Genomic DNA, 17362 nt, shown 5'->3' with positions numbered 1-17362 from the left:
CCACGGACACCCTTGCTCTTGGCTAACCTCTACTTCTGTCTTCGGGGTTCGGGACTTACACCCTATAGTTCATGTGCATGCCGGGCGCACCAAAAGAGCATGCATAGGAGTTTATCCTATACATGCTCTTTCTTTTGCTCATTCAAAGTAGTCTTTATAGTAACCGCCAACATTACCTGTGTTGTCGATAATGAAAACGAACTCTTCCGTCTCATTTTTCACTTCGTATTCTTTACCTACTGTTAACACGTTTGACACCAAATATTTTGATGCATTCGTATGTTTGCAAGTTACCGTACGAATTGTCGGTGCATCTTTCCATTTTAAATGTAACATCGTATATCTACCTCTCTTTACTAGCACTAAGCTAACCGCTTATAGTCTATTTTATACGATTTCTGTACTTTTGTGGAGAAAAAAACCATACTATTTCATATTTCGTCTAAAAAAGTGGTGTGCTAGCTCTTAACACTTATAATTAGCGACATATTAATGTGTTTTTCGATGTCTATCACCACTGTATCTTGAAATAATGTTACAATACTTTTAAGAGGTGTTCAAATGAGTTTTGGTGGTGTACCGCAATGGTTTTTCATTATCGCTATTGTGTTTGCAATCTGCTTTGTGCTAGTTGCAGAATGGAATTCGAGAAAATAAGTGAGCCCGATTAAATCGGACTCACTTATTTGTGTTTATTTTAATGTACGTTTTAAAAACTCTTTCGTACGTTCATGCTCTGGGTTTACTAACACTTTTGAAGGTGCTCCTTCTTCTACGATAACACCTTTATCCATAAAGACAACTCGGTCTGCTACTTCTTTCGCAAACTCCATTTCATGCGTAACAACTAGCATTGTATTGCCTTCCTTGGCTAGTTGACGCATTACCTTCAATACCTCCCCTACCATTTCAGGGTCAAGCGCTGAAGTCGGTTCATCAAATAGCATTACTTCTGGATTCATGGACAATGCACGCGCAATTGCAACACGCTGTTTTTGACCACCAGATAACTGTCGAGGCTTCGCGTTGACAAACTGAGACATACCTACAACTTCTAAATATTTCAACGCTACTTTTTCAGATTCTTCTTTTGAACGCTTCAATACTTTCACTTGTCCAACTGTACAATTTTTCAAGACATTATGGTTATTGAATAAATTAAACTGTTGAAATACCATTCCTAAATGAGTACGATATTCTTGAATATTGTGCTTTTCATCTAATATATTTTCACCTTTATAAATGATTCTTCCACCACTTGGCGTTTCGAGTAAGTTGATGCATCGTAAAAGTGTCGATTTTCCAGAGCCTGACGAGCCAATCAGACAAACTACTTCCCCTTTTTGGACTTGGAAATTCACATCCTTTAACACTTGGTTACGGCCAAATGATTTACTTAAATGTTCAATTTGAATGACTGCCATTTGTTCGTCCCCCTATATAATTTCTTTTTGTTCTTTTTTATAAGCATCTGGTCCATCAAGTCGTTTTTCTACATACAGTAAAATGCGTGAAGCTGTAAATGTCATGATGAAGTACAGTACACACGCTACAAAAAATGATTCAAAGTAACGGAAGTTATTACCCGAAATCGACTTTGTTTGGAAGAATAATTCTGTTACGCCGATAACACTTAATACCGCTGTATCTTTAATGTTCATAATTAACTGATTACCCGTAGCAGGTAAAATGTTACGTGCAACTTGTGGTAATACTACGTGAATCATTATCTGCAAATGATTCATACCTATTGCAGAAGCAGCTTCGTATTGTCCTTTATCGATGGATACTATACCACCTCGAACAATTTCAGCCATATACGCTCCTGTATTAAGTGAAACTACTAAAATACCAGCAGTAATAAAGTGCATATCAATACCAAATGCCATATCTAATCCGTAGTAAACTACCATTGCCTGTACAATCATTGGTGTACCACGGAAAAATTCAACGTAACATTTCAGTATAAAATTAAAAAGCTTTAAAACATAATGCTTTACGTTCTTTTTACGTGTTGGAATGGTATGCATAATTCCAATGAAAAATCCGATAAATGCACCAATAATTGTACTAATAATAGATATTAATAACGTATAATACGCCCCTCGTAAAAACATCTGCCAGTTGTTTTCTATAATTGAAAGAATCCATTCTATACTCATGCTGTTCCCCCTAAAAACGCAACAATTGCTTGTTCATTTATAAAACTAACACGGACTATACATATAGTCCGTGCAAATTGTATTACTGTGCTGCCGGTTGTTGAAGAATCGCTTCTTCCATAATTTTTTGACGATCGTCCTCAGAAATACCTTTTAGTATTCCATTGATTTTTTCTAGATTCGTATCACCTTTACGAATACCAACGGCAATAGAAGTATTAGCAATATCAGTATCAAAACCTTTACCAAATGATATGAACTTAAAGTTATCGTTGACACCTTGTGCTGACATTCCTTCAGAACGTGGAGCAACGTATGCATCAATTTCTCCAGCTTCTAATGCTTCACGCATCGCAGAGAAGCTCTCCATTGCTGTTTGTTTGTTAACGCCATCGAATTGATCGATTACATCGTAATTAGAAGTGTTTAACTGTGCTGTTACATTAGCACCTGAGAAATCTTGCATTGATGTTGCATCTTCATATTTACTGCCTTTTTTCACAATGATTCCGAAATCTTCAAATGACACAAACGTGAATTTGTCATTAGCAGCTTGTGCAGAAATTCCTTCTGGACGTTCCGCTACGTAACCATCGATTTTCCCTGCTTCTAATGCTACACGCATTGCAGGAAAGCTTTCCATTGCTGTTTGTTTCTTAACTCCTTGGATTTGATCGATAACATCATAGTTAGAAGTGTTTAACTGAGAAGTAATTTTAGCTCCTGAAAAGTCTTGAATTGATTCAGCTGATTCATATTTACTGCCTTTTTTAATAACCATTACGAAATCAGATGTATAATAGTTTTCTGTGAAGTCAATCGTTTTTTTACGATTTTCTGTTGGAGACATCCCTGCTATAATGGCATCAATTTTTTTTGATTGAAGTGCTGGTACTAAACCATCCCACTCCATTTTAACAATTACTAATTCTTTCCCTAAACCCTCAGCTATTTTTTTAGCCATTTGAATATCATACCCACCTGCATATTCAGCATTGTCTGCAATTTTCACTGCTCCATTTGAATCATCTTGTTGCGTCCAGTTAAATGGCGGGTAACCAGCTTCCATCCCAATTCGAAGCTCGCCCCCTTCTTTAGTTGTAGCACTTCCACCTGCCGTTTCTTCTTTTTTGTCACTAGTGCCACAGGCAGCTAACATAATGGCAGTCATTACTGTTAACATGAATAATAACCATTTTCTCTTCATGAAATCTTCTCCTTTTCTGTAAAAAAATAAGACAACTGTATGAAAAAAACGACCTAAGTTTAGAACTTAGGTCGTACGTTATCAGCAGTTGCCCAAATCCTCACTATAACTTCCATGTTTCCGAGATAGCACAACCTAGTAAACTGGAATTAGATTTACTAGGACAGTCCTGCAACTATTAATTGCAGACCCAGTATAAAAGTACGAGCTCCTTTTATACTTCGGCGACATTTCCTTCTCCATTGCGTCTACGCTTGCTTATACTCAACAATGAACTAATAAATATCGCGCCTCTACCTCACATAGAACGTGAGGTGAAAATATTTAATTGATAAATAGATACTACTATAGCATCACACTTTTAGTCAAGATAATTTCATCATTTTTCTGACTTTTTTAAATTTAATAGCAAGAATCCATTTAGATTTTCCTATCATAAAAGTCTTAGTACAAAAAAAGTGCTACGAAACAAGTTTGTCTCGTAGCACTTTCGTAACTTAAAATTATGAATTCAATAATAAATCTTCTGGGTTTTCAAGAAGCTCTTTAACTGTTTTTAAGAAACCTACAGAATCTTTACCATCGATAATACGGTGGTCATAAGATAATGCTAAGTACATCATTGGACGGATTGCAACCTCACCGTCAACTTCAACTGGACGTTTTTTGATTGAGTGCATACCAAGGATAGCTGCTTGTGTACCGTTCATAATTGGTGTTGACATTAATGAACCGAATACACCACCATTTGTGATTGTGAATGAGCCACCAGATAAGTCATTTAGACCTAATTTTTTGTCGCGTGCTTTTTTCGCTAAGTCTGCAATTGAGTTTTCAATTTCAGAGAAGTTTTTACGGTCAGCATCGCGTACAACTGGTACAACTAGTCCTTCTTCAGTAGATACTGCTACACCAATATCAAAGAAGTTGTTTAAGTGGATTTCATCGCCAACAATTTGAGCGTTCACGTATGGATATTTTTTAAGAGCTGCAACTACTGCTTTTGTGAAGAATGACATGAAACCAAGTTTAGAACCTGTTGATTCAAAGAACTGGTCTTTTTTACGAGAGCGAAGTGCCATCACATTTGTCATATCGACTTCGTTGAAAGTAGTTAACATAGCTGTTGATTGTTTAACTTCTAATAGACGTTTTGCAATTGTTTGACGACGACGGCTCATTTTTTCAACCGTTACACGTGATTCGTCAACTGCAACGACCGCTTTAGGAGCTGCTGCTACTGGTGCTGCTACTACTGGTGCAGTTCCGTGTGCCGCTACGTCTTGTACACGTACACGACCTTGTGGATCTACAGGAGATACAGCTGCAAGGTCAATCCCTTTTTCACGAGCAAGCTTGCGTGCCGCTGGAGAAGCGATAACGCGTTCACCAGAAGTTTCTTCTACTACTGGTGCAGGTGCTGCTTGTGGAGTTGGAACTGCCACAGCTTCAACTGCTGCTGCTGGAGCAGGTGCTGCACCTTCGCCAGCCTCTACAACTGCGATTACTTGTCCTACAAGAACAGTATCACCTTCGCCAGCAAGAATTTGTGTTAACACACCAGCTTCTTCAGAAATGATTTCTGCATTTACTTTATCAGTTTCAAGTTCAACGATGAACTCACCTTTTTCTACACGGTCGCCCACTTTTTTAACCCATTGAGCGATGCTACCTTCTGTAATCGATTCTGCTAATTCAGGGACTTTAATTTCAGCCACTTTCATTTCCTCCTTTGATGTTTACAAACATCTTATTTCACATGTAAGGCTACCATACTTATAGCCTTACATGCCATAGTTATATCAAAATTGTTTCAACGTAATTGCTCCTGCTGCTTTGTAGTCAGTAAAGGAAAAAATTGACGTATAGACTTAACTATTCATTTGATTGCCAATGAATATAGTGAATTATTTTGCTAATGCTTCTGCAAGTAATTTTGCTTGTGCTGCTTTATGTGAGTCTGCATCACCTTCAGCAGTTGAAGACATAGCTGGACGACCAACATATGTTAATTTTTTGCCGTTATCGTTAGCAATATCAATCATATATTGTGTTGCAAATAAGTATGAACCTTGGTTTTTCGGTTCTTCTTGTACCCATACAAGTTCTTTTGCATTTGGATAGCGTTTAACGATAGCTGCAATTTTCTCTTCTGGGAATGGATAAAGCTGCTCTACTCTTACAATGTGTAAGTGGTCGAACTCAGAACCGTCACCAATTTGGTCAGCTAAGTCAATTGTTACTTTACCTGAACCGAATAGAATACGCTCTACTTTATCTGGGTTACCGCCAAGACCATCTTGTTCAAGCACTGTTTGGAAGCTTCCTTGTGACAGCTGTTCAGCAGTTGCACCAGCAAGTGGGTGACGAAGTAAATATTTAGGTGTTACAACAACTAACGGACGAATAGAATCTGTACCTAGCATTGCTGCTTGACGACGTAATAAGTGGTAGTAGTTTGCTGCATTTGAGCAGTATGCTACAGTCCAGTTATTTTCAGCTGAAAGTTGTAAATAACGTTCCATACGGCTTGAAGAGTGCTCTGGACCTTGCCCTTCATAACCATGTGGTAATAGCATTACTAAGCCTGATTTTTGACCCCATTTAGCACGACTTGATGAGATAAAGTTATCAAACATAACTTGTGCCATATTCGCAAAGTCGCCAAATTGAGCTTCCCAAACAGATAAGCTATTTGGATTTTCCATGTTATAACCATATTCGAAGCCTACTACACCTGCTTCAGTAAGTGGTGAATTGTAAACAGCGAATGAAGCTTTCGCATCAGAAATATTGTGAAGCGGTGTAAACTCGCTATTGTTATTTTTATCATGTAACACTAAGTGACGTTGCGAGAACGTACCACGTTGTGCATCTTGACCTGTGAAGCGTACAGACTTACCATCTTGTAGGATTGAAGCATACGCCAAAGTTTCTGCATGGCCCCAGTCAATTTTGCCTGTTTCAAATGCATCTTCACGCTTTTTCAAAATTTTAGAAAGTTTATTTTGTGGTTCGAAACTTTCAGGCCAAGCTAGTAATTCTTCATTAATTTTTTTCAGGCGATCTTTATCTACTCCTGTTTCTACAACAGGGAAACCATCTTTTACCGCGTCTGGCATTTCAATGATGATATGTTCTGCTGTTTCGCCTACTTCTTTAACGTGATCATAAGATGCTTGCATTTCAGCATAAACAGTTGTGTCTAATGTAGCTACTTCATCATTTGTAACAACACCTTCAGATGCTAATTGCTCACCGTAAAGAACACGAACTGTAGGGTGTTTCGGCACAATAGCATATGTTTGTGGGTTTGTAACTGTTGGATCATCTGTTTCATTATGACCGTAACGACGGTAACCGATTAAATCCACTAAAATATCTTTACCGAATTTTTGACGATATTCAAATGCGAAACGCGCTACTTGCACAACTGCTTCTGGTGCATCGGCATTCACGTGTACAACTGGTACTTCAAAACCTTTAGCAGGGTCCGAAGAATATACAGAAGAACGTGAATCAAAGTGTTCCGTAGTGAAGCCAATCATATTATTCGAGATCACATGGATTGAACCACCAGTAGAGAAACCGCTAGTTTTTGCAAAGTTTAAAGTTTCTGTTACAATTCCTTGTCCTGGGAATGCAGCATCACCATGTACTAAAACTGCTAATGATTTAGATACATCTTGTGTTGGTGCGCCAGCATTTGTTGTATCATCTTGTGCTGCACGTGTTTGACCTGCAACAATTGGTGCTACTACTTCTAAGTGAGATGGATTGTATGCAAGTTTTATTTTCATACCTGTTGGGCTTGTATATGTTGCACCCATGTGGTATTTTACGTCATTTGTCCAACCTTTAGTAATTTCTAATGACCCATCTTTTGGTAAGAAATGTTCATTTGAAACGTGTGCAAAGTCAGCGAACATCATATCGTACGGTTTACGTACAATGTGTGTAAGAACGTTTAAGCGACCACGGTGAGCCATACCAATTTGGAGATTTTTCATATTGTTAGCATTTGATTGATTAGAGATTTCATCCATTAATACAACCAATGTATCTAAACCTTCAATTGAGAAACGTTTTTGCCCTACAAAAGTTTTATGGATGAATTTTTCAAAGCCTTCAACTCGAGTTAAACGATCTAAAATCGCTTTCTTCTCTTCCACAGTAAGTTTAGCTTTTAAAGAACCAGATTCGATTTTACTTTGAATCCAAGCACGCTCCTCAGGATGCACAACATGTGCAAACTCAAAAGCAATTTTGTCAGTATATAATGATTTAAGGTAATTTATAGCATCTTTTCCATTATTAACGCTTACAGGCACTTCGTTAAAGAAAAGCGCTGCTGGCATCTCAACTAAATCTGATTCAGTTAAGCCATATGCACTTAATTCAATACGAGAAGTATCTAATTTGCGATCTTTTAATGGGTAAATATCAGCAGCTAAATGCCCTTGGTTACGAATAGCATCTGCAAGTTGTACTGCAGCTAATACTTTTTTGAAATTACCTGGTTCAACATTCACCGCTTCGCTTACTTCACCAGTAGCTAATGCAGGTGCACCAAACTGTTGGAATAAAGTAACAAGTTCAGCTTCTACTTCATCAGGAGACTGTAAGTATAAGTCGTATTGCTCCATCACGTATCCTAAGTTAGGACCAGAAAAAGCTGACCATGGAGAACTTACAGTTGTAACGTTGTTCGACATGAAAAAAAACCTCCAAATTTTGCCTATAGGCAGTTACATTAATTAAATTACAATTAATTATATAATATTTTCACGTTCATTAAAAGATGGTTCGACACAATTTATACATAATTTAAAGAACGTTTTTTCCATCTCAATCTTACTACTCTTCGCAGAAAATACAACTCTTTTTAGCAAATTAAGCATTTTTTTTCATGAAGGATAGAATTATTAAATAATCCGCGAACATTTCTTACTATTTTAGCGGTATTTTAATAAAGAAAACGGTTCCAACATTCTTTTCACTCTTGACTTTTATTGAGGCATTATATTTCCCAATTAACATTTTTGTAATGCTGAGCCCCAAGCCCGTTCCACCGATTTGCCGATTTCTCGCCTCATCCACTCGATAAAAGCGGTCAAAAATATAAGGAAGATTTTCTTCGGCAATACCGATTCCATTATCTTCTATTTGAATAGATGCGCATTCCCCATCTTTTTCAATCCGAATTTTTACCTCTGGCATTTTTTCACAATAGCGAATGGCATTTTCTATTATATTACGTACGATTTGACGCAGTGCATTTTCCGACATAAATATCGGAGAAATGTCTCCAGATTTCGACAACGTGATTTGCGCATCTGGATAAAGTTGTCTCATATCAGCTACAGTACCTTCAATTACAGCCTCTACATTTGCTTCGCTATCTTCATTCTTTTCTTCTCGACGTGCAAGTTCTAGTAGTTCCTCGATCATTTTCCGCATGCGCACAATCTCTGTTAGCGATGTATCAATCGACTCCTCCAAAATTTCCGGATCATCTTTGCCCCATCTTTTCAGTAAAGAAAGATGACCTTCAATTGCTTGAATTGGTGTACGTAATTCATGGGAAGCATCTGCGATAAACTGTTGTTGTTGCGTAAAAGAGATTTGCAGTTCATTCATCATTGCATTATACATTTTAAGCAAATCACCAATTTCATCATGAGATGTATACGATAATTGAATTGGTTCATTGAAGCCTTTATCCATCACAGATTTCATAGACGTTCGTAACTCTTGCAGCGGCTTCATTAAATAGTTTGCCAAGTAATAGCCAATTGAAGCGGATAACAGAAGCGCCCCAAGACCTGCGATTAGCATTGCCGTTAACAAGTAATTCATAAGTGATTGATATTTTGTCAGTGGATGAACGACCTGTAAATAGCCATAAAAAAAACCAACTCGAATCTTCTCATTTGCAACAAATGCACTAGTTCTATCAATGGTCGTTTGGAAAATTTCCGGATCATTAGTTATCGGAGCACGCTTCGAAGCATTATTAATTCGTAAAATTTCAATACCATCGACATTAAAAAGGCGAACAGTTTGCTCACGGTCCACAATGGAGTTCATAAGTCCAGTATTTTGTTGTATTTGCTGGATTGTAACATTCGGTCCTTGCTCTTCTAAAAATGATGTCAAATCATCTCTCGTACGTTTTACCTTATTTTCTTCCTCGTTCAATAACCATGTATGCAGCGACACATAGACAACGATACATATAATGGCATAGCTAATAAAGATTACGGCACTCGATGTCAGCATCCATTTACGTTGTAGTGACTGATGAAATAGTAGTTCTTCCAACTTCTTCATTCGCGCATCACGTATCCTACACCACGGACTGTCTCAATATAGTCATTCATGCCCCCAGGTAATTTCATTCGTAAGTGTCGAATATATACATCAACAACATTCGTTTCTATATCCGTCTCATAACCCCATACGGACGTTAAAATTAACTCACGCGTACAGACACGGTTTTTATGTTCCACTAATAGTTTGAGTAGATCATACTCCGTTTTCGTTAAATCTAGCTTGTCTCCTTGTAAGGAGACTTCGTATGCAGCAAGATCGATTTCAATATCACGGCAAGTTAGCATGGCATTCGAACTTTTTTCTGGTGTTACCCTTCGTAAAATCGTCCGTATTCTAGCAAGTAGTTCTTCAATAGCAAACGGCTTTACCATATAATCATCCGCTCCAGCGTCTAAGCCCGCAACCCGGTCCATTACCGCATCTCGAGCGGTTAATAACAGAATAGGTACTTGTGACTGTGCACGGACACGACGGCAAATTTCAATACCATTTAGGCTTGGTAGCATAACATCCAGCAACAGTACATCAAAATCTTCTGACAGTGCAAACTCCAAACCTACTCGCCCATCAAAAGCAACTGTAACCTCATAACCCTCATGTTTTAATTCTAATTCGACAAAACGTGCAATATTTTTTTCATCTTCTACTAACAATATTTTTTTAGGCATATAATCACCTTCTATTTCTATTTAAATCTACTTTCTTATAGAATAACATCAAATAAAAGATCTGTACTACAAGTAGATACTTGTTCGTACAGACCTTTTAATTTTATTTAATTGAAACTCGTAACTAATGCTCTATAGTAGTGGTTATTCTACATCAAGATCCAATTTCGGTGTTGATCCATTAACATATAAGTTATTTTTACCGATTTCTTTCGCCTTATAGAGTGCTTGATCCGCTAAATCCATTAACTTGTCTAATGTTTTAGCATGGTCTGGATAGTAAGCTATCCCCATTGAAGCGGTCGGTGTAAATTGATGCTGTTCAATTGTCCAACCAATTTGTAACTCATTGCGGATACGGCAAATAATTTGCATCATTTGTGTTCTTCTTGCCTCAACATCACGTGACAATCCTGTTAATACGACAATAAATTCATCTCCGCCAATACGGATGACCAAATCATGATGACGAATAGATTTCTTTAACACACTGCCAAACTTTCGAATAAAAGCATCCCCTGTTTCATGTCCAAATTGATCATTTACTTCTTTAAAATTGTCACCATCAATATAAATCATTGCTAAACTATCGATATCTCTATTCGCATCTGCTAAAATTTTCGGGAATTCTTTGAGTAAAAAACGACGGTTAGGCAACTGAGTTAAGCTATCATGGTAGGCTAAATAGAGCAAATCATTTTCTCGTTCTTTTCGATGGGTAATTTCGCGAGAAACCATTATTATTTGTGAAAACTTTTCATGCCCTGAATCTTTGACTACGGTGACGTTTCCTTCTGTCCATACAGGTAAGTTATCTTTTGTCTCTAATAGCAATTCAAATTGTGAATCGGATTGGCATTCAACATTATTTAAAAAATTTTGCCATGCCTTTTTGCTTATATCCGCCACAATTGAACTATAAAACCGTCCTTGCAGTTCAATTGATTCAAAACCTAGATAATTCGTATAAGACGGTGATGTATACATGATAATCCCATCTTCATTGGTAATTACGATCAAATCATTCGTGTTTTCCGTAATGAGTCGAAAAGTTCTTTCAATATTTTTCAATTCCGTTAACATTCTCTTCTTATCCGTAATATCATAGTTAATGGATAAAAATTGCTCAGTTATACCCTCTTCATTTTTCAAAGGTATAATCGTTACATCCATCCAATAAAAAGCATGATATTTTGTACGATAACACAGCTCTCCGCGCCAAATCTCGCCTGCCTCAAGTTTTTGTTTCATATTAGATATATAGTTCACCGGATGATTTCGTGATTCGATAAAATCATATAGCGTACCGACCAAATTTTCTTTCGTATAACCAATTACGTCTAATAACAATTTATTAATATCTAAAATGTGACCTTCTATATCAAAAATCACAATACCTGCCGCGGAATTCAGCGCAGCTTTAAACACTTCGAAACCATGTGTTTTTATACGCAGTTCCGCCTTTTGCTCTGCAAACTCAGTAATATCATGCATAATTAGGAAAATCGCTAAAGAGTTGTCCCCTTGCATAACGGGTGAGAAAGAAACTACGTAATAGCGCTTTTCTTTTTCTAATGTTTGAAAAGACAGTATTTTTTTCGTAATCGTTTCGCCCTTTGAAGCTTGTTTTATATACGCTGTTATTTTACCAAATTCCCCATCTGGGATTATCGGTAATTGACTAAAAGATTGTTGTTTAATATGTTCATTGCACAATCCGAAATCTTCCATAAAATTCGAATTCACTTCAAATATTTCGCCGGTTTCAGACAAAATGACTGTTGAAAAAGAAGCATGGTCAAACATTGATCGCATAAAAAGGAATTTATCTTCGATATTGCGATCATACAAAATTTCTTTCGTAATAGCTAATATAAACTGCTCATCGTTCATACTGAATGGACGAACGGAGGTCTCATATTTTCTTACTTCTGCCTCATAGTAAGCATAATCGACATAATCTATTTGTTCATTTAACTGCGTTGCCTTATTGTAATTTTCTAGAATAATAGCATCATTTCGTTTAGGTACAACTTCAGAAATCGTTTGCCCAATAACATCGTGGGGAAATAATGATTGTGCAGCTTCATTCAATCGAATGTACCTGTAATCATCGTCGTCTTTTTTTAATAGAAAGACAAAATCATTTCCTATAAATACTTGTTTAAATAGCTCCTCTGTTAAAAGGTGCTCCACTTCATCACCCCTCACTTATAAAATAATTGTTGTTAGCTTAAGATCGATATAAATTTTCATTATTTACATTTGCACTAAAACCACTGTAAATTATTTAAAATCTGTAATCTTCATTATAACATATTTTTATATGTATAAATCCCTAGAGCAGAAAGAATCACTTCATTTTTAGACGGAAATTTAATAATACTTTTACAATAAAACAAATAAACATCTCCTTCTCCCAGTCATACCATACAAATTTACTACTCAATACTAAATACTTTTCAACAAACATAAATTAAAAAATAGAAATCGAACAATAATAATCTGAATTAACTGATAATTATATATATTTTACGTTTTAACGAGCAAATATGTTGCATCAAGTAGTTTGCTCGTTATAATATATTAAAAAAATAACCATTTTTCGGTATGGCTGCAAAATCAGTAAGACAGCGGGAGATTATGGCTTTCATAGTTTTAACGTCTAGCTCTTTGGGTTTTTAATTCCAGCACGAATTTGAGTTTACTTCTTTACTATTACCACTATGGTGGTATCGGAATTTTTTAACTACCCTAGAAAAGGAGGCGTTTCGTATGCTTAGACATCGAGACCTACACGAATGTACAGAGCTTTATGAGCTATTATCACACCCTACTGTTTTCCCATTTATTCGTCAAAAAGCCACTTCCGCAGATGAATACTGGTTCATGACAAAACAACTAATTGAAGAAGAAGCGAGGGGACTCGCTATTTCTAGGACAATTACCGATGATTGGGGGCAACCAATCGGCACCATTAGCATACATGATGTGCAAGACGGTGCAGGCTTCCTTGGAACTTGGATCGGCCTTCCTTATCAAGGGCAAGGGTATAATCAAAAAGCAAAGATGCTTTTTTTGAATGAACTATTCTTCGAGTATAACTTTCATACGGTTTTTTTGCGAATTCGAAAAGAAAATAATAAGTCTGAGCGAGCTGCACTAAAATTACCTTATGTTGTGTGTGCGAATGAAAGCCATCCAACATTACTAGAACAAGTAAACCGTGGTGAGGCTCAATTTAATTTATATAAAATTACACGTGATCTATTTTACTTGACGACTGCCCATCAGATAGAAGATGGCGAAGAGCAAGCAATGTAAAATAGTTCCTCATAAAAAAATTGTCTTTCCTATCGTTAAAACGAAAAAGCTATCTACGAAGTCAAATTAAGACTTTGAAGATAGCTTTTTGTTATTTCTTATGTTGTAAAATTAATTTTGCCATCTCATCTGGTGTTTTTGGTGTTTGTGTTTTTTCCATTGTCGTAATCATTTCTGATTTTCGTGATACCAATGTATGAAGAGACTTCATAAAAGTTTCCTTCGTTAATGCCTCTTCCTCCAACACTTCAGCATAGCCTTGTTTTTTAAATAAATTTGCATTTAAAATTTGATCTCCACGACTTTTTTGCGCTGATAGAGGGATAAGTAACATCGGTTTATGCAACGCTAAAAATTCAAAAATTGAATTTGAACCCGCACGAGAGACGATTAAATCTGCTGCATGCATTAAATCTGGCAACTCTGTCGTTACGTACTCAAATTGCTTGTAGCCCGGCATTCCGTCAAGTGCTTTATCGGCATTCCCCTTCCCACAGAGATGAATAATTTGAAATGTCTTTAGAAGTTCAGGCAAATTATGACGCAGTGCATCATTTAATACAACAGAACCTAAGCTTCCACCCATCACTAGAAGTACAGGCTTTCGTGAAGTAAAACTACATGCTGCAAGCCCTTTTGCTCTATCCCCTGAAAATAACTCCTGGCGAATAATCGAGCCCGTACATGTCGCTTTTTCTTGCGGTAAATGTTGTAATGTCTCCTCAAAAATTGTGAAAACATGTGATGCAAATGGTAGTGCAATTTTATTGGCTAGACCAGGTGTTACATCTGATTCATGGATGACAACAGGTATACCTGCCATTTTAGCCGCCATCACCACTGGCACCGACACAAAGCCACCCTTTGAAAAAATCACTTGTGGCTTAACTTTTTTAATAATACGGAATGCTTGCATTACACCCGCTAACACACGGAATGGATCAGTAAAATTCTTCATCGAGAAATAGCGACGCAATTTACCACTTGAAATTCCGTAAAACGGCACATGTGGGAACGCCTCGCCGATTAATTCCTTTTCAATACCTTGCTCTGAACCGATATAGTGGACATCATAACCAAGTTCAAGTAAAGATGGGATTATCGCTTGATTGAGTGATACATGGCCAGCAGTCCCACCACCGGTTAAAATGATCGTTTGTTGTTTCACGTTAATTCTCCTATTCTAAAAAGCATTTCGCATAGACTATTTCATTACATTATGTGCGTAATACTATGCTTTTTTGCACTTCCTTACTTTCTCATAGAAAATAGTTGTCTCAATATCCTTTAAGACAACTACTTTTCTACACAGTCATTTATTTTACTATATGCTACGAAAAAGATATAGATGAAGCACTCAACATTTTTTACGTCACGTAAAACAATTATGGTATACTATTGTCTTATTATGCAAAAAAGGAAGAAATCATCATGTATGAAACAACAACGTTAAAAGACAAATATGTATTAATGTTAAAAATGATCGTTCCAATTTTAGTCACTCAAGTTGCCATTTATTTAATTTCTTTTTTTGATATTTTAATGTCAAGTCGCTATGGTACTACTGATTTAGCTGGCGTTTCGATAGGTTCGTCAATTTGGATGCCTGTCTATACAGGGCTGTCGGGGATTTTACTAGCGATTACACCGATTGTTTCTCAACTTGTCGGCGCTAAAAAAGAAATGGATGCTAAAAAAGCCGTCCAACAGGGATTGTATGTATCCTTACTGCTCTCCGCCATTATTTTCATTCTATTATTCACAGGTATAGAATGGATGCTCGGCAATATGCAATTAGAAACCTCCGTACATAAGATTGCCAAATCCTATATTTATGCAATGTGTGCAGGTCTCGTACCTCTTTTTTTATTTTTTGTGCTACGATGCTTCATAGACGCACTTGGAAAAACACGTGTGACGATGATCATTACACTGCTCACAACGCCGATAAATATTTTTTTAAATTATATTTTCATTTTCGGAAAATTTGGTGCACCAGAACTTGGCGGAATTGGCGCTGGTGTCGCAACAGCTATTACTTATTGGTTAATTTTCTTTATTACGGTATGGATTGTAGCAAAACGAGTGCCATTTGATAGCTTCCGTATTTTCAACGAATGGCCAAAGCTTGAATGGCTACGCTGGAAGGAAATTTTACTCATTGGTGTACCTATCGGGCTATCTCTCTTTGCTGAAACAAGTATTTTTTCAGCTGTTACGATGATGATGAGTAGCTTCAGTACAGAAATTATTGCAGCACATCAAATCGCACTGAACTTCACCTCACTGTTATATATGGTGCCATTAAGCATTTCAATGGGGGTTACGATTTTAGTTGGCTTTGAAATTGGTGCAGGGCGTTTGCACGGCGCAAAAGTGTACAGTTATTTGTGCGTAGGTACTGCTGTAATGTTCAGTTTTATTTCAGCGCTAATTTTATTCATGTATAGAGAACCAATAGCTCGATTATATTCGACTGATGAATATGTACTTGAATATGCTGGACAATTTTTAGTATTTGCCGCCATTTTCCAATTGTCTGATGCTATCCAGGCGCCCGTTCAAGGTGCTCTACGTGGATACAAGGATGTCACAATAACATTTATAATGGCGATTATCTCTTACTGGGTAATTGGCTTACCCCTGGGCTTTATGCTCGCAACCTATACTGATTTTGGCCCGTTCGGCTACTGGATTGGTCTCGTTACAGGACTGTCGGCAGGAGCTATTACGTTATCAATAAGATTATTACGTGTGCAAAAAAAATATAAACTTGTATAAGAAAAGTGAGGAGCGTCTCCTCACTTTTTTTTATTTCATAATTCCTGTTCGTACTATACTTACTTTTGGCTCTAGTTTCAGTGTAACGAATTGTTCATACCACTCTTCCATATATAAATCCCAAAATGGTTTATCCGTATCTAAGCTTCTCATCATCAATTCAACTTTTTTCATAACACGCAACCATTACAGGAAATTATAGGGAGTTACACTTCTTTTCAAACACATAAGGCGACAAGTTAAGGCGAAAGCATTTACTTAAATGATCATATGAAAAGACTGAATTTTATTTACCGTCAAACAAAAAACTCTTGTTAAAAACCCGATTGTCAAAATTGATATACAACTTAATTAAAAATAAGCGTAATTTTTTTCAGAAAACATAGTACTGATAAGGCGTTCCGGTATCATTGGCATTTATTTTAAAATATGTTGTATATCATTTCTGAAAAACGAGCCAAACCGAGGTTGAAAATGTTTGTTCTTTTTCTATGGATCGTATAGAAATAATATCTTAAGAAAAATTCACGACACGTAAATTCAAAAAGTAGGTGTGTTGATTAACTGATTATTAGCATCGTATATAAGATGCAAAGTTGATTTCCGTTACGAGGTGCTCGCTTTCCGCGCCCTAGCACCCGGCCGCTTCCTTCGTTTCCCTCCATGCAGGGTCTCGATTCACTTGCATTTGAAGTCACTGTAAAACTTTAAACTAGAATTTTTTGCAAAGAATGACTTTGATCAGCAAGGTTTTTTAGTCTATTGAAAATACATCAGACGATCTTTTAGAATCGAGTAGGAGGGAGCGACTAACTCCCGTCCTCTCACACCACCGTACGTACGGATCCGTATACGGCGGTTCCATGAAGTCTGACGGACAGCGA

General features: G+C 36.9%; 13 protein-coding genes and 1 riboswitch. Of the genes, 2 read left to right on the top strand and 11 right to left on the bottom strand.

Translation table 11 applies throughout. From position 1 onward, the window contains the following. Window positions 1–138 precede the first annotated feature (138 nt). From ACIQZG_RS23620 to ACIQZG_RS23580, 9 genes are all read right to left on the bottom strand, one after another. Entirely contained in the window at window positions 139–336 is a 198-nt protein-coding gene (locus ACIQZG_RS23620) for a DUF6501 family protein (protein ID WP_402758476.1), read from the bottom strand. Between the two features lie 356 nt (window positions 337–692). Further along, window positions 693–1424, bottom strand: coding sequence for an amino acid ABC transporter ATP-binding protein (locus ACIQZG_RS23615; protein WP_402758474.1), 732 nt, complete (start codon window positions 1422–1424; stop codon window positions 693–695). Between the two features lie 12 nt (window positions 1425–1436). Then, window positions 1437–2162 carry an amino acid ABC transporter permease gene (locus tag ACIQZG_RS23610; protein ID WP_402758472.1) on the bottom strand — a complete coding sequence of 242 codons (726 nt, stop codon included), beginning with the start codon at window positions 2160–2162 and terminating at the stop codon, window positions 1437–1439. Between the two features lie 82 nt (window positions 2163–2244). Then, window positions 2245–3369, bottom strand: a complete 1125-nt coding sequence (locus ACIQZG_RS23605; protein ID WP_402758470.1) for a transporter substrate-binding domain-containing protein — start codon at window positions 3367–3369, stop codon at window positions 2245–2247. A gap of 118 nt (window positions 3370–3487) precedes the next feature. After that, window positions 3488–3673, bottom strand: a riboswitch (Lysine riboswitch). Between the two features lie 199 nt (window positions 3674–3872). Then, entirely contained in the window at window positions 3873–5087 is a 1215-nt protein-coding gene (gene odhB / locus ACIQZG_RS23600) for a 2-oxoglutarate dehydrogenase complex dihydrolipoyllysine-residue succinyltransferase (RefSeq protein WP_402758468.1), read from the bottom strand. 189 nt (window positions 5088–5276) lie between these two features. After that, window positions 5277–8084 carry a 2-oxoglutarate dehydrogenase E1 component gene (locus tag ACIQZG_RS23595; RefSeq protein WP_402758466.1) on the bottom strand — a complete coding sequence of 936 codons (2808 nt, stop codon included), beginning with the start codon at window positions 8082–8084 and terminating at the stop codon, window positions 5277–5279. A 235-nt stretch (window positions 8085–8319) separates the two neighbouring features. Beyond that, window positions 8320–9702: an ATP-binding protein gene (locus ACIQZG_RS23590; RefSeq protein WP_402758464.1), complete on the bottom strand. Its 1383-nt coding sequence runs from the start codon at window positions 9700–9702 to the stop codon at window positions 8320–8322. Further along, complete coding sequence (locus ACIQZG_RS23585) at window positions 9699–10373, bottom strand: response regulator transcription factor (RefSeq protein WP_402758462.1); 675 nt, start codon at window positions 10371–10373, stop codon at window positions 9699–9701. The genes ACIQZG_RS23590 and ACIQZG_RS23585 overlap by 4 nt, the downstream gene beginning before the upstream one ends. Window positions 10374–10517: 144 nt before the next feature. Continuing rightward, window positions 10518–12569, bottom strand: coding sequence for a diguanylate cyclase domain-containing protein (locus ACIQZG_RS23580; protein WP_402758460.1), 2052 nt, complete (start codon window positions 12567–12569; stop codon window positions 10518–10520). A gap of 579 nt (window positions 12570–13148) precedes the next feature. On the opposite strand from ACIQZG_RS23580, the gene ACIQZG_RS23575 reads away from it, so the two are divergent. Further along, a complete protein-coding gene (locus ACIQZG_RS23575) occupies window positions 13149–13697 on the top strand; it encodes a GNAT family N-acetyltransferase (protein ID WP_402758458.1) in 549 nt (182 codons plus the stop codon). 91 nt (window positions 13698–13788) lie between these two features. On the opposite strand, the gene ACIQZG_RS23570 is transcribed toward ACIQZG_RS23575, so the two are convergent. Then, on the bottom strand, window positions 13789–14865 hold the full coding sequence (locus ACIQZG_RS23570) for an undecaprenyldiphospho-muramoylpentapeptide beta-N-acetylglucosaminyltransferase (protein WP_402758456.1): 1077 nt from the start codon (window positions 14863–14865) through the stop codon (window positions 13789–13791). 263 nt (window positions 14866–15128) lie between these two features. Between ACIQZG_RS23570 and ACIQZG_RS23565 the strand changes: the two genes are divergently transcribed. Continuing rightward, window positions 15129–16478: an MATE family efflux transporter gene (locus tag ACIQZG_RS23565; protein ID WP_402758454.1), complete on the top strand. Its 1350-nt coding sequence runs from the start codon at window positions 15129–15131 to the stop codon at window positions 16476–16478. A gap of 30 nt (window positions 16479–16508) precedes the next feature. On the opposite strand, the gene ACIQZG_RS23560 is transcribed toward ACIQZG_RS23565, so the two are convergent. Next, window positions 16509–16661: a hypothetical protein gene (locus ACIQZG_RS23560; RefSeq protein WP_402758452.1), complete on the bottom strand. Its 153-nt coding sequence runs from the start codon at window positions 16659–16661 to the stop codon at window positions 16509–16511. Window positions 16662–17362: the final 701 nt, after the last annotated feature.

Source organism: Lysinibacillus sp. NPDC096418 (assembly GCF_044762775.1).
Lineage (GTDB): Bacteria > Bacillota > Bacilli > Bacillales_A > Planococcaceae > Lysinibacillus.
Note: the sequence above shows the minus strand (reverse complement) of the source record. Positions and strands in the feature narration are given on the sequence as shown.

What these genes read in the sequence shown, in the direction of transcription:
- ACIQZG_RS23565 (WP_402758454.1), top strand. Translation starts at nt 15,129, where the DNA reads ATGTATGAAACAACAACGTTAAAAGACAAATATGTATTAATGTTAAAA.
- ACIQZG_RS23590 (WP_402758464.1), bottom strand. Translation starts at nt 9,702, where the DNA reads ATGAAGAAGTTGGAAGAACTACTATTTCATCAGTCACTACAACGTAAA.
- ACIQZG_RS23585 (WP_402758462.1), bottom strand. Translation starts at nt 10,373, where the DNA reads ATGCCTAAAAAAATATTGTTAGTAGAAGATGAAAAAAATATTGCACGT.
- ACIQZG_RS23595 (WP_402758466.1), bottom strand. Translation starts at nt 8,084, where the DNA reads ATGTCGAACAACGTTACAACTGTAAGTTCTCCATGGTCAGCTTTTTCT.
- ACIQZG_RS23605 (WP_402758470.1), bottom strand. Translation starts at nt 3,369, where the DNA reads ATGAAGAGAAAATGGTTATTATTCATGTTAACAGTAATGACTGCCATT.
- ACIQZG_RS23575 (WP_402758458.1), top strand. Translation starts at nt 13,149, where the DNA reads ATGCTTAGACATCGAGACCTACACGAATGTACAGAGCTTTATGAGCTA.
- ACIQZG_RS23610 (WP_402758472.1), bottom strand. Translation starts at nt 2,162, where the DNA reads ATGAGTATAGAATGGATTCTTTCAATTATAGAAAACAACTGGCAGATG.
- ACIQZG_RS23615 (WP_402758474.1), bottom strand. Translation starts at nt 1,424, where the DNA reads ATGGCAGTCATTCAAATTGAACATTTAAGTAAATCATTTGGCCGTAAC.
- ACIQZG_RS23620 (WP_402758476.1), bottom strand. Translation starts at nt 336, where the DNA reads ATGTTACATTTAAAATGGAAAGATGCACCGACAATTCGTACGGTAACT.